Annotated in this window: 10 protein-coding genes and 3 rRNA genes (1 of these 13 only partly in view); 8 read left to right on the forward strand and 5 right to left on the reverse strand. The window is 64.8% G+C overall.

The genetic code is table 11. From position 1 onward, the window contains the following. From AC3IPM_RS01820 to rrf (AC3IPM_RS01830), 3 genes are all read left to right on the forward strand, one after another. Nucleotides 1–1,783, forward strand: a 23S ribosomal RNA gene (locus tag AC3IPM_RS01820) (it extends 1,096 nt beyond the left edge of the window). A gap of 170 nt (nucleotides 1,784–1,953) precedes the next feature. Then, nucleotides 1,954–2,068, forward strand: a 5S ribosomal RNA gene (gene rrf / locus AC3IPM_RS01825). A gap of 134 nt (nucleotides 2,069–2,202) precedes the next feature. Then, nucleotides 2,203–2,317: ribosomal RNA gene (gene rrf / locus AC3IPM_RS01830) — 5S ribosomal RNA — on the forward strand. A 174-nt stretch (nucleotides 2,318–2,491) separates the two neighbouring features. On the opposite strand, the gene AC3IPM_RS01835 is transcribed toward rrf (AC3IPM_RS01830), so the two are convergent. The 3 genes from AC3IPM_RS01835 to AC3IPM_RS01845 form a co-directional block, all read right to left on the reverse strand. Then, nucleotides 2,492–2,623 carry a hypothetical protein gene (locus tag AC3IPM_RS01835; RefSeq protein ID WP_489302221.1) on the reverse strand — a complete coding sequence of 44 codons (132 nt, stop codon included), beginning with the start codon at nucleotides 2,621–2,623 and terminating at the stop codon, nucleotides 2,492–2,494. Nucleotides 2,624–2,706: 83 nt separating this feature from the next. Further along, the gene (locus tag AC3IPM_RS01840) at nucleotides 2,707–4,431 is read right to left on the reverse strand and encodes a M28 family metallopeptidase (RefSeq protein ID WP_489302222.1); all 1,725 of its coding nucleotides are present in this window, start codon (nucleotides 4,429–4,431) and stop codon (nucleotides 2,707–2,709) included. A gap of 53 nt (nucleotides 4,432–4,484) precedes the next feature. Next, entirely contained in the window at nucleotides 4,485–5,147 is a 663-nt protein-coding gene (locus tag AC3IPM_RS01845) for a DUF4097 family beta strand repeat-containing protein (RefSeq protein ID WP_489302223.1), read from the reverse strand. A 98-nt stretch (nucleotides 5,148–5,245) separates the two neighbouring features. Here AC3IPM_RS01845 and AC3IPM_RS01850 point away from each other — a divergent pair, with 98 nt between their 5' ends. Further along, on the forward strand, nucleotides 5,246–6,568 hold the full coding sequence (locus AC3IPM_RS01850) for a murein hydrolase activator EnvC family protein (RefSeq protein WP_489302224.1): 1,323 nt from the start codon (nucleotides 5,246–5,248) through the stop codon (nucleotides 6,566–6,568). 136 nt (nucleotides 6,569–6,704) lie between these two features. Continuing rightward, nucleotides 6,705–8,228 (forward strand): S41 family peptidase, encoded by a 1,524-nt coding sequence (locus AC3IPM_RS01855; RefSeq protein ID WP_489302225.1) that lies wholly within the window; start codon nucleotides 6,705–6,707, stop codon nucleotides 8,226–8,228. A 113-nt stretch (nucleotides 8,229–8,341) separates the two neighbouring features. Here AC3IPM_RS01855 and AC3IPM_RS01860 read toward each other — a convergent pair whose 3' ends face one another. Then, nucleotides 8,342–9,034, reverse strand: a complete 693-nt coding sequence (locus AC3IPM_RS01860; RefSeq protein WP_489302226.1) for a rhomboid family intramembrane serine protease — start codon at nucleotides 9,032–9,034, stop codon at nucleotides 8,342–8,344. A 229-nt stretch (nucleotides 9,035–9,263) separates the two neighbouring features. Between AC3IPM_RS01860 and AC3IPM_RS01865 the strand changes: the two genes are divergently transcribed. Then, nucleotides 9,264–10,607, forward strand: a complete 1,344-nt coding sequence (locus tag AC3IPM_RS01865; RefSeq protein ID WP_489302227.1) for an outer membrane protein transport protein — start codon at nucleotides 9,264–9,266, stop codon at nucleotides 10,605–10,607. An 82-nt stretch (nucleotides 10,608–10,689) separates the two neighbouring features. On the opposite strand, the gene AC3IPM_RS01870 is transcribed toward AC3IPM_RS01865, so the two are convergent. Continuing rightward, nucleotides 10,690–11,649, reverse strand: coding sequence for a GlxA family transcriptional regulator (locus AC3IPM_RS01870; RefSeq protein WP_489302228.1), 960 nt, complete (start codon nucleotides 11,647–11,649; stop codon nucleotides 10,690–10,692). 95 nt (nucleotides 11,650–11,744) lie between these two features. On the opposite strand from AC3IPM_RS01870, the gene AC3IPM_RS01875 reads away from it, so the two are divergent. Both AC3IPM_RS01875 and AC3IPM_RS01880 read left to right on the forward strand, forming a co-directional pair. Further along, entirely contained in the window at nucleotides 11,745–12,137 is a 393-nt protein-coding gene (locus AC3IPM_RS01875) for a GFA family protein (protein WP_489302229.1), read from the forward strand. A 237-nt stretch (nucleotides 12,138–12,374) separates the two neighbouring features. Beyond that, nucleotides 12,375–13,022 carry a hypothetical protein gene (locus tag AC3IPM_RS01880; protein WP_489302230.1) on the forward strand — a complete coding sequence of 216 codons (648 nt, stop codon included), beginning with the start codon at nucleotides 12,375–12,377 and terminating at the stop codon, nucleotides 13,020–13,022. Nucleotides 13,023–13,157: the final 135 nt, after the last annotated feature.

A 13,157-nucleotide genomic window follows, 5' to 3' on the forward strand; every position in this document is an offset into this window, starting at 1 on the left:
GTCTGCGGGGAAGATTTAACGGGGCTAAGCAGTGAACCGAAGCTTGGGGTGTGCATATTTATATGTACGCGGTAGAGGAGCGTTCCGTAAGCCGTTGAAGGTGGATTGAGAAGTCTGCTGGAGGTATCGGAAGTGCGAATGCTGACATGAGTAACGATAATGCGGGTGAAAAACCCGCACGCCGAAAGCCCAAGGTTTCCTTGCGCAACGTTAATCGGCGCAGGGTGAGTCGGCCCCTAAGGCGAGGACGAAAGTCGTAGTCGATGGGAAGCAGGTTAATATTCCTGCACCTCGCGTAAGTGCGATGGAGGGACGGAGAAGGTTAGGTGTACCCGGCGTTGGTTGTCCGGGGGAAAGGAGGTAGGTTTGAATCTTTGGCAAATCCGGGATTCTTTAAGACCGAGCACCGAGACGAGCCTTTAAGGCGAAGTCACTGATACCACGCTTCCAGGAAAAGCTCCTAAGCTTCAGCTTACGCAGACCGTACCGTAAACCGACACAGGTGGGTAGGATGAGAATTCTCAGGCGCTTGAGAGAACTCGGGTGAAGGAACTAGGCAACATGGCACCGTAACTTCGGGAGAAGGTGCGCCCTTTTTGGTGGCTCATGCGAGCTATAGCTGAAGAGGGCCGCAGAAACCAGGCCGCTGCGACTGTTTATCAAAAACACAGCACTCTGCAAACACGAAAGTGGACGTATAGGGTGTGACGCCTGCCCGGTGCTGGAAGGTTAATTGATGGGGTCAGCCGCAAGGCGAAGCTCTTGATCGAAGCCCCAGTAAACGGCGGCCGTAACTATAACGGTCCTAAGGTAGCGAAATTCCTTGTCGGGTAAGTTCCGACCTGCACGAATGGCGTAACGACAGCGGCGCTGTCTCCACCCGAGACTCAGTGAAATTGAAATCGCTGTGAAGATGCAGCGTTCCCGTGGCAAGACGGAAAGACCCCGTGAACCTTTACTATAGCTTTACACTGAACGTTGAGTTCGTCTGTGTAGGATAGGTGGGAGGCTATGAAACTGTGGCGCTAGCTGCAGTGGAGCCAACCTTGAAATACCACCCTGTCGTGCTTGACGTTCTAACCTGGGTCCATAATCTGGATCGGGGACCGTGTATGGTGGGTAGTTTGACTGGGGCGGTCTCCTCCTAAAGAGTAACGGAGGAGCTCGAAGGTACGCTCAGCGCGGTCGGACATCGCGCACTGTGTGCAAAGGCATAAGCGTGCTTGACTGCAAGATCGACGGATCAAGCAGGTAGGAAACTAGGACTTAGTGATCCGGTGGTTCTGTATGGAAGGGCCATCGCTCAACGGATAAAAGGTACTCCGGGGATAACAGGCTGATACCGCCCAAGAGTTCATATCGACGGCGGTGTTTGGCACCTCGATGTCGGCTCATCACATCCTGGGGCTGTAGTCGGTCCCAAGGGTATGGCTGTTCGCCATTTAAAGTGGTACGCGAGCTGGGTTCAGAACGTCGTGAGACAGTTCGGTCCCTATCTGCCATGGGCGTTGGAGATTTGAGAGGGGCTGCTCCTAGTACGAGAGGACCGGAGTGGACGAACCTCTGGTGTTCCGGTTGTCACGCCAGTGGCATTGCCGGGTAGCTATGTTCGGAAGCGATAACCGCTGAAAGCATCTAAGCGGGAAGCGCGCCTCAAGATGAGATCTCCCGGGGCACAAGCCCCCTGAAGGAACCATATAGACTATGTGGTTGATAGGTCAGGTGTGTAAGTACAGCAATGTATTGAGCTAACTGATACTAATGATCCGTGTGGCTTGACCATATAACCTCAAGTTGCCTTGGCCGACATGACATGTCGATAGATCCAAGTGCACGCTACGTCACAAGACCAAACGAGAGGCAGGCGCTTAAGCGCGTCTCTTTGTAAAGCAGGCATACCCTTGCCTGCTCCCTGCAAAGAGCCGTAGCCCAAAGCGACACTCCAACTGTCTCCCTGGTGAAATTAGCGCTGTGGAACCACCCGATCCCATCCCGAACTCGGAAGTGAAACGCAGCTGCGCCGATGGTAGTGTGGCCTAAGCCATGCGAGAGTAGGTCATCGCCAGGGTTTATACCCAAAAACCCCGCTGCTCATGCAGCGGGGTTTTTCTTTAATTGTAGGCACCCGGTTTTTGAAGGTGCCCACTTCTCGGAAGAGACCTCTGCTGAGCTGGCGCATTGATGCGCTGCTCCAACCGTCTCCCTGGTGAAATTAGCGCTGTGGCACCACCCGATCCCATCCCGAACTCGGAAGTGAAACGCAGCTGCGCCGATGGTAGTGTGGCCTAAGCCATGCGAGAGTAGGTCATCGCCAGGGTTTATACCCAAAACCCCGCTGCTCACGCAGCGGGGTTTTTCTTTGTGCGCGTGGAAATCACATCCGGTTGTCGGTAGGCCGGCGGGTGTGCGCTGGCGACCGCCGACTGTTCGGCGGCGCCAGGCTGTTTGCCCCGAAGCCTCGGTAGCGCCCGACCGTTGGTCGGGCGACGGCTCACCGCGCCGGGGTGTTCGCACAGAGCCAAGGCAGTGCCGACCAACGGTCGGCACCCACCGCATCCTCGAGGTCCACCGCATCCTCCAGGCCCACCGCAACGTCCATGCCCACCGTATTTTTGTCACCCACCGCGGTCCTGGCGCCGTATCACCGCGCGCAAAAAAAACGGCGCCCCGTGGGGCGCCGTTCTGAACCAGACGATCGAACGTTGCTTACTTTGCCGTGGCCGGCGTTGCAGCTGCCGCGGGCTTCATCATCGCGTCGCGGGCTGCCTTGAACGGGTTGCCGTCGTACCAGTTCGGCCAGCGGTCGCCGCCCGACAGTTCCTTGCCCACGCCGTACAACACCTGCAGGTCCTCGACGGTGCCATCGAGCTTCCAGCTGGCCGCGTCGTACTCGTCCTTCGGGCCGTGATAACGGTCGCGACCGTAGGCCTCGGCCGCCTTGCGGCCGGCTTCGACGCCGCCGTCGCGCAGGTCTTCACCGCCGTCGGCATACAGCGCCGGAACGCCCGCCTTGGCGAAGTTGAAGTGATCCGAACGGAAGTAGAAGCCACTCTGCACCGAGGTTTCACCGTGCAGGGTGCGGCCCTGGTTGGCGGCCAGCGGCTTGAGGATGTCTTCCAGCTCGGAGCTGCCAAAACCAGTCACGGTCATGTCCTTGGCGCGGCCGGCCACCGACATCGCATCGATGTTGATCACGCCGGCGATCTTGTCCAGCGGGAAGGTCGGGTGGCTGACGTAGTACTTGGAACCGAGCAGGCCGGATTCTTCCAGGGTTACCGCCAGGAACACCACCGAGCGCTCCGGTGCCGGCTGCTGATGCACCATCGCATCGGCGATCTCCAGGATGCCTGCCACGCCGGTCGCGTTGTCGATCGCGCCGTTGTAGATGTTGTCGCCCTGCTCACCCTCGTGCTTGCCCAGGTGATCCCAGTGCGCCATGTACAGCACGGCCTCGTCGGCACGCTTGCTGCCCGGCAGGACGCCGACCACGTTGCGCGACTGCTTCTCGGCGATGGTGCTCTTCAGGTCGAAGGAAACCTTGGCCTTCAGCGACACCGGCTTGAAGCCGTGCTGGCTGGCGTCCTTGTAGGCCTTGTCCAGGTTCAGGCCGGCATCGGCGAACAACTGACGTGCCGCTTCGGCGCTCAGCCAGCCCTGTGCGGGCAGGCGTGCTTCCGGATCATCCTTGGCGGGCAGGTCGTACTGGGGGCCGGCCCAGGAGTTCTTGACCACGTCCCAGCCGTAGGAGGCACCGGCCGTGTCGTGCACGATCAGCGCCGCGGCCGCACCCTTGCGCGCGGCTTCCTCGAACTTGTAGGTCCAGCGCCCGTAATAGGTCATGCGCTTGCCGTCGAACAGCTTGGCGTCTTCGGTGTGGAAGCCGGGGTCGTTGACGAACATCACCACCGTCTTGCCCTTCCAGTCCTGGCCGGCATAGTCGTTCCACTTCTGCTCCGGCGCGTCCACACCGTAGCCGACGAACACCAGCTCACTGGCGTCCACCTTCACTTCCTTCTGGCCACTGCGGGTGCCGATCACCATGTCGGTGCCGAACTTCAGCGCACGGCTTTTGCCGGCCTGGTCCAGGGTGAGCACGGTCGACTCATCGGCCGTGGTCTCGGTCATCGCCACATCCTGGAACCAGCTGTCACCATTGCCCGGCTGCAGGCCGATGCGCTGCATCTGGTCGCGGATGTAGTTGACGGTCAGCTCCTCGCCCTTGCTGCCCGGGGCACGGCCTTCAAACGCATCGGAGGCCAGGGTCTTGGTCAGCTCGGCGAAGTCGCCGGCGTTGATCTCCGAGGAGAAGGCGTGGCCGGCGGCGGCCGGGGCGGTGTCGGCCGCAGGGGCCGCGGTCGGTGCAGTGGCTTCGCCCTTGCACGCGCTCAGCGCGGCGGTGGCAGCGAGGCACAACAGAAGTTTGCGGGACATCATCGATTCCTGGAAGCAAAGGGCCGGTGCCGGGAGGCACCGGGAAGAGGGTATCAATCCTGCGGCGCAGCGTCGGTATCGAACGGCAGCGCCTGCGCACCACTGATGGCGCCGGTGTGCGCGCTGCGGTGCACGTACAGGGTCACCTCGCGATCGAACTGCAGGCTGCCGTTGACGGTGGCATTCGGGCCGATGATCACCCGCGGCTTGCGGCCCGGGGTAAGCGACAGGCTGAAGCTGGGCTTCTTGATCCGGATCCCGCCTTCCACCTGCGTACCCACGCCTACGGTGATGTCGCCATTGACCGTCTCGATACCACCGGACAGGCGCGCTTCCACCAGGCCGATGCTGCCGTTCACGGTTTCCAGGTCGCCGTCGATCTGCGTACCGCGGTCGGCAAAGATGCTGCCGTTCACGGTTTCCACATTGCCGGTGGCCATGACCTCGCGGCCGATGCGGACACTGCCGTTGACGGTGGAAATGCTGCCGGTGTGCGCGCGGTCGGCGACACGGATGCCGCCGTTGACGGTTTCGATGTCGCCAGCGACGGCGCCCTCGTCCAGGGTGATACCGCCGTTGACGGTTTCCAGATCGCCATAGGTCTGGCCGGTTTCGGCGCGGATGCTGCCGTTGACCTTGCTGATGCTCTCGTTGGCGAAGGCGGGTGCGCACGGCAGCACCAGGGCCAACAGCAGCGCAAGCGGAATACGTTTCATGGGAACCTCGTTGTGCAGGATGCGGCTGGCAGGCCGCCTACTGGGATGTCACCATGCATCGGTACAATCCGCATCTGCCTGAAGTCACTGGAAAGCCCTTGCGCCACAACGCCTTATCCTCACGCCGGAATAACAATCCGACCGCCGGACACCGCGGGTCGGTACTGCGGACCGCGTGGCGTGCGCTGTTGCTGGCGGTGGCCGTGTTCGCACTGGCCCCGGCCGTGGCGCAGAACCCCAAGGATGCCGAGCGCAAGCTGCAGAAGCTGCGCACCGAATTGAAGGGTGTGGCGCAGGAACGGCGTGCCCTGGAAGGGCAGCGCGGGCAGGCGTCGCGACAGCTGCGCGAGGCCGATGAGAAGGTCGCCCGCACCGGCCGCGTGCTGGCCCAGACCGAAACCGCCCTGCAGCGCGAAACCCGCGCGATGGACGAGCTGCAACGTAAGCGCACGGAACTGCAGACCGGGCTGGCCAAGCAACACGATGAGCTGGCCTCGCTGCTGCGCGCCGCCTACCGCGTGGGCAACAACGCACCGCTGAAACTGCTGCTGTCCCAGGACCGGGTAGCTGATGCCAACCGCACGCTGGCCTATCACCGCTATCTGCAGCGCGAACGTGCGCGGCGGATCCAGGCGCTGACCCAGGACCTGGCCGCGTTGCAGTCGGTGGAGGCGCAGATCGTCGAACGGCGCCAGGCGCTGGAGGGCACCCGTCAGCAGCAGAAGCAGCAGGTGGTGGCGCTGGCGACCGACCGCAAGGATCGGGCCGAAACCGTGGCCAGCCTGGACGAGCGCTACAAGGACCGCAGCGAACGCGAGAAGGCGCTGGGCCAGGACGCCAAGGCACTGGAAACCCTGCTGGCCAATCTGCGTGCGGCCGCGGCCCGCGCCGAGGCCGAGCGCCGCGCGGCCGCACGCCGTGCCGCCGCTGAAAAGGCCGCGGCCGAGAAGGCCGAACGTGCTGCGGCCGCCAGCGGCACGCGGCCGCCGCCGCGCGCTACCAAGACACCGCCTGCGGTGGCCACCGCACCGCCGCCGAAGGTGGGCGGGCTGGGCTGGCCGTTGTCGGGCAACCTGCTGGCCCGCTATGGCGGCAAGCTGCCCGATGGGCGCACCAGCAGCGGCGTACTGATCGGTGCCGCGGCGGGCAGCACGGTCACCGCGGTCGCCGACGGCACCGTGGTGTTCTCCGATTGGATGACCGGCTACGGCATGATCCTGATCGTCGACCACGGCAACGGCTACATGAGCCTGTACGCACACAACGACACCTTGCTGCGTGATGCCGGCGCGACGGTGAAGAAGGGCGATGCGGTGGCCAAGGTCGGCAACTCCGGCGGCCAGGGCGTCACCGCGCTGTACTTCGAACTGCGCCGCAATGGCCAACCGGTCGATCCGGGCAGCTGGCTGCAACGCCGCTGAGGGCGGCCGTGGCACAACCCCGGCCCAACGCCGGGGCGCCACGAGAGGCGGTATTCAACGGGAATTTATCGTGGCTTCGCGCATAATCGGGCCACGCACCCTGGTGCGCCCGTTTCCGCTCACACTGGAGTGCTTCATGCGCGTAGCCCGTTCCGCCACCTTGCTGCTGGCCCTGCTGCCTGCGGTGTCCTGGGCGCAGCAGACCGCCGAAGCGCCGGCACGCGGCGCCGATGCAGCCACCACGGAAGAGGCGGTGACATCGCGGGTACCGCTCGAAGAAATCCGCCGCTACGTGGCCGTGTACAACGCGGTGCGCGCGGCCTATGTCGATCCGGTCGATGACAAGAAGCTGATGCAGTCCGCCATCCGCGGCCTGCTGCTGGATCTGGATCCGCACAGCACCTACTTCGACAAGGAAGACGCTGAAGCCTTCGACGAACAGGCCACCGGTGCCTACGACGGCATCGGCGTGGAGCTGCAGCAGCAGCCCGACAACAGCAGCCTGAAGGTGATCTCGCCGATCGACGACACCCCGGCCACGCGCGCGGGCATCCTGGCCGGTGATCTGATCATCGCCATCGACGGCAAGCCGATCAGCGCCATCGAGGCGACCGAACCGCTGCGTGGCGCGGCCGGCACCAAGGTGGTGCTGACCCTGGTGCGCACCGGCAAGGCCAAGCCCTTCGATGTCACCGTGACCCGGCAGACCATCCGCGTCACCAGCGTGCGCAGCCGGATGCTCGAACCCGGCTACGGCTACATCCGCCTGAGCACGTTCCAGGCCGATACCGGTGCGGATTTCCAGAAGCACGTGGCCCAGTTGCAGCAGCAGGCTGGCGGCAAGCTCAAGGGCCTGGTGCTGGACCTGCGCAGCAATCCCGGTGGCCTGCTGACCGCCGCGGTACAGGTGGCCGACGACCTGCTGGAGAAGGGCAACATCGTCAGCACGCGTGGCCGCATCGCGATCAGCGACGCGCGCTTCGATGCCACCCCGGGCGACCTGCTCAAGGGCGCACCGGTGGTGGTGCTGGCCGATGCCGGTTCGGCCAGTGCCTCGGAAGTGCTGGCCGGTGCGCTGCGTGACAACGGTCGCGCACGTGTGGTCGGCAGCCGCACCTTCGGCAAGGGCTCGGTGCAGACCGTGCTGCCTTTGGACAATGGCGATTCGGTCAAGCTCACCACCGCGCGTTACTTCACCCCCAGCGGCAAGTCGATCCAGGCCACCGGCATCGTGCCCGATGTGCAGCTGCAGCCGGACAAGCAGCCGGGCGATGACGAACTGCCCGCCAGCCTGGCCGACTACAGCGAAGCCACCCTGCCCGGCCACCTGCGCGGCGACGAGGAAGGCGGCGATGGCTACAAGGCCGGTGCCGTGCTGTCCGGCGATGGCCCGATCAACGACGCCCTGGCCGAGTTGAAGCAGCCCGGTTCGGTCACCGCGCGACAGAAGGCTGAAGCCGCCAAGGCCGCGGCGCAGAAGAAGCCGGAAGAGAAGAAGCCGGAAGAGAAGAAGCCGGAAGAGAAGAAGCCGGAAGAGAAGAAGCCGGAAGAGAAGAAGCCGGAAGAGAAGAAGCCGGAAGAGAAGAAGCCGGAAGAGAAGAAGCCGGAAGAGAAGAAGCCGGAAGAGAAGAAGCCCGCCGAACCGGCTGCCAAACCCTGATTCTCCGGGGGTAGAGCCACGCCATGCGTGGCTGCTCTTCTCGGCGGCAGTGCAATTGCTGCCGTCTGCGGACACGTTCCAGCCACGCATGGCGTGGCTCTACCCGCTATGGGTCAGAACCCGTGCCGCTTGCGCAGGCGCCGTGCGATCGCGGCGCGCACGTACACGCCGTAGGCCAGGCCGAACGCGAAACCGGCGATGTGTGCCCACCACGCCACCATGCCGAAGGTCGGGCCGATGTAGGCGAACACCACCTGCAGCGCCGCCCACACGCCGATCAACAGATAGGCCGGGGCGCGCACGAATTCCAGGAACAGACCGAGCGGGATCACCACGCCCAGCCGCGCGCCGGGGAACAGTGCCAGGTAGGCCCCGATCATCGCCGACACCGCGCCGCTGGCACCGATGATGATCTGGTCGGGGCTGCCCATGGTGTAGATCGCGGTCAAGTTGGACACCGCGCCCCCCACCAGGAACAGCAGCATCAGCCGCCACGGCCCCAGCACGCGTTCGGCCGGCAGCCCGAAAATCAGCAGGAACACCAGGTTGCCGAGCAGATGCGACCAGTCCGCGTGCAGGAACAGCGCGGTGAACAGGCGCAGCACGCTGCCGTCCTGCAGGGTGGCCCACCAGTCCAGCGGGTGGGTGAGCCCGGTGGACAGCGCGCCCCAGTCCATCCACAGGCTGCGTCGGGCATCGCCCGGGCGCGAGATCGACCACAGGAAGGCCAGCCACAGCGTCGCGAACAGCAGCGGGGTGGCCCAGCGGAAGGCGGACTTCTTGCGGGAAGGGATCGACACGAACATGGGTGGCGCTAGCCTAGCGCGCTGGCCCTCCCGGCGGGGGATTGACGGGTTCAGCCTGAATAGCCACAAGGGCGAAGGCCGTTATTGTTTCATTAACCGGTCTGGGTATACTCGCATACGGCGTCGTATGTCGGGAGGGGAATCCGGCGCGTTGTCTCCACCCTGAGAGGGGCAGGGATGACGCAGGCGCGCGTTGCCCAACATCACCGCTTTCCGGAGAGAACCAACCATGCATACCGCTTCCACGCTCGCCCGTGTCACCGCCCTGGCCGTCGGCATCGCCGGTGTCCTGGCCGTCGGCCACGTCAACGCCGCCGCCTTCCAGCTGAAGGAAAACAGCGCCAAGGGCCTCGGCCGCGCATTCGCCGGTTCCGGCAGCGCCCAGGGCGACGCCTCGATCATCGCGGTCAACCCGGCCGGCATGCGCCAGCTGGAAGGCATGCAGATCCAGGGTGACCTGAGCGCCATCAGCTTCTCGGCCGAGTTCAAGGGTTCCGGCCGCAAGCCGACCGGCGCCCCGCAGACCGGCGGTGACGGCGGCGACGCCGGCACCATCGCACCGGTCCCGGCCGCGTACTTCCACATGCCGATCGGCGAAAAGGCCCACTTCGGTGTGTCGCTGACCGCCCCGTTCGGCTTCAAGACCGAATACGACAATGGTTGGGTCGGCCGTTACAGCGGCCTGAAGACCGACATGAAGGTCATCGACCTGGGCTTCGCCGCCTCCTACGACGTCAACCCGTACGTGTCCTTCGGCGCGTCGGTGTTCGTTGAACACATGACCATCGAGCTGAGCAACAACATCGACTTCGGCACCGCGCTTGCGCAGTCCCGCGTGCCGGGCTTCGCCCCGGGCAGCGCCGATGGCAAGCTGACCGTGGAAGGCGACAACAATGCCGTGGGTTGGACCGTCGGCGGCTTGTTCAGCCCCGATGAGAACACCCACATCGGTATCAGCTACCGCTCCAAGGTCGAGCACAAGATCACCGGCGGCGATGCCACCTTCGACGTGCCGGCCAACGCCGCTGCCGTGCTGGCTTCGGCCCAGCCGGGCCGCTTCGTGACCACCTCGGGCAAGGCCACCCTGACCCTGCCGGCCTCGGCCACCCTGAGCGTGACCCACAACGTCAACGACCGTTGGACCGTGATGGGCGACGTCACCCGTACCGCGTGGTCGACCTCGTTCGATCAGGTCACCATCGACTACGCCTCGGCGCAGCCGGACTCGGTGCTCGACTTCGCCTACCGCGATACGACCTTCGTCTCGCTGGGTACCGACTTCAAGCTCAATGACACCGTCACCCTGCGTGCCGGTGTGGCCCTGGATCAGACCCCGACCACCAGCGCCCACCGCGACGTGCGCGTGCCGGACACCAGCCGCAAGTGGCTGTCGCTGGGCGTGGGCTGGACCCCGTCGGCGAACATGGAATACAACTTCGGTTACACCCACCTGTTCACCAGCGATCCGGACGTGAAGATCGGCGCTACCGCCAACAACCAGGGCAACTCGCTGACCGGCAAGTACAAGGTCCGCGGCGACGTGCTGGCTGCGTCGTTCAACTACAAGTTCTGATCCACCGATCAGCACCGGTTGTTTGACCTGCAGAAGGCCCCGCGCAAGCGGGGCCTTTTGTTTTTTCGGCTTGCCGCCAGATTCAGCGCAGTTGGCGCGGGGTGGCGTTCAAGCGCCGGCGCAGCAAGCGGCGCAGCGCTGTCGGGTCGCGATAGCCGACCAGTTCGGCCACGCGTTCCACCGTGTAGCGGCTGTTCTCCAGCAGCGCACGCGCGCGATTCAACTGCACGCTGCGGATCAACTGCAGCGGCCCATGGCCGAGCGCGCGGTTGACCTGCCGCGACAACGTACGCGGTGACATGCAGGCCTGCGCGGCCAGATCGGCGACGCTGACCGCAGACGGCAGGCAGGCCTCGATATGCGCGGTGAGTGCGGCGATCAAGGCGTTGCCCTGTGCCATCAGCACCGGCACCATGTACGGCGATTGCAGTTGGCGACGGTCCAGCAGCAGCGCACGGGCGACCGCGTCGGCCAACGCTGGTCCGAAGCGTTGCCGCAGCAGATACAGCATCAGATCGCCATGGCCGAGCGCGGCACCGGCACTGATCACCGGACCATCGTCGATCACCATGTGATCCGGCTCGACCCGACAGCGAGGTTCCAGCCGCTGCAGGGCAGGCGCCAGCCACCAGCTGGTGGTCACCCGCCGTTGCGCGAGCAGACCGGCAGCCTGCAGCACGAACAGCGAGGCGCACGATGCCGCGATCCGGCCACCCGCTGCGGCATGCATCTGCAGGGCGCGCAGCAGCGGTGGGATATCGGGCGCGGCCAACCGCTGCGTGATCGCCTGCGCATCGTCCATGCCCAGCCCCGGCAGGATCCAGCACGCGCTGCCGTCGCTGTGCCGCGGCAGCGGTTGCACCCGCAGCTGCAGGTGCGCGCCCAGCGGTACCGGCCCGCGCGTCGGCCCGCAGATCGACCAGCGCGGTGCTGGCAGGCCCAACCGCGGCGCCAGCGTGGCCGCCGTGCCGAGCAGGTCCAGGCTCAACGCGACACTGGAGGCGAAGGCACCGGGCAGCACGATGACGGTGAAATCCTGCATTGGCCGATTGTGCACGAAAGCTGTCGAATCGGCCGCTGGTGGCCGAGGGGGAACAGGGCTTCAATGGCACCCCATCCTGCTTGCGGAGCCTGCTGATGACCCTTCATACCGGTGCATGTCACTGCGGGGCGGTCCGCTTCGAATTCGACGCACCGCCGGCGCCGGCGTTCGAGTGCACCTGCTCGATCTGCCACGCGCGCGGTGCGATCTGGCTGGGTTGCGAAGCTGCGCAGTTCCGCCTGCTGCAGGGCGAGGCGGCGCTCGGCGTATACCGCTTCGGCACCCGCACCGCGCAGCACTTCTTCTGCCTGCAGTGCGGGGTGGCGCCGTTCAGTCATCCGCGCCTGGCCCCTGGCCAGTGGGTGATCAACCTGCGCTGCGTGGCGGGTATCGATCTGGCCGCGTTGAAGATCCATCGCTTCGATGGGCAGCATTGGGAGCAGGCGGCTGAGGAATTCATGCGGGCGCGCGGCGTGACAGCACCCTAGCGGCGACCGGAGCACCGGCGGTGCCCATCGGCCCATTGCCCCCATCAGGCTGCACTCCCCAAGCTCGGCCGGGCAAGGATCGACCCGGTGGGCGGACGACTGACCGACCACGCTCACGTATGGGCATGGGCATGGGCCAATGGTCAGCAGCGCCGACTGCGCATTGATCCGACGACGTACAATCCCGCCCCGGCCTGCGCCACTGCAGGCTGTTGGTCAACTGACAAGGATCTGTACATGTCGTCTGTTCTGCTTCGTTCCACGCTGGCCATCGGGCTTGCCGCGCTGTCCTGCCCGGCCTTCGCCGCGGCTGATTTCGCCACTTGTTTCACCCTCACCCCGGGCGTGTCCTGGTCCAATGCCGATGAGACGATCACGATTGCTGCGACGACCTTCGCCGGCCAGGATGCGATCACGGTGACCAACGCCGGTGGCGGTGTCAGCAGTGCCACCGTGCACGACCGCAGTGGTCGCCAGCAGCTCGGAACGCTCCGCTACGGCATTTCGGCCTGGGGCGGCGATGCCAGCGCGCCGGTGATGACCGATACCTACAAGCCGGCCCCCACCTTCCCGCAGAGCGCGAAGCCGGGCGAGCGCTTCGTGTACACCGGTCAGGGCGAGCGTACCAACCACGCTGAAGGCAGTACCGCGCCGCTCGCCTTCGACGGCTTCTCCGACTACACCTTCGTGGGCTTCGAGAATCTGGAGGTCGAGATCGACTATCAGCCGCGGACCTTCGCCAATACCTGTCACCTGACGGCCACCGGCGATGGCAATCGCATCGAGGTCTGGTACGCGCCGGGTTTCGGCCGCATCAAGTTCCAGCGCTACAGCGGCGACAGCCTGCTGATCGGTGATGAGATCGAGTCGATCCAGGCCGAGTGACGTGGTGCGACCTGGGGCGCATTCCAGGTTGCTGGCCAACGAATCAGGTTCTTCTCCTCTATGCGGGAAAAGTCTGCGGCGCATTTTTGCCGTGTAAGGCCCCGCGGTGAAGAAGATGGCTGGGGCGCGGGCCCC

It is taken from the genome of Stenotrophomonas sp. GL_111 (assembly GCF_057835245.1).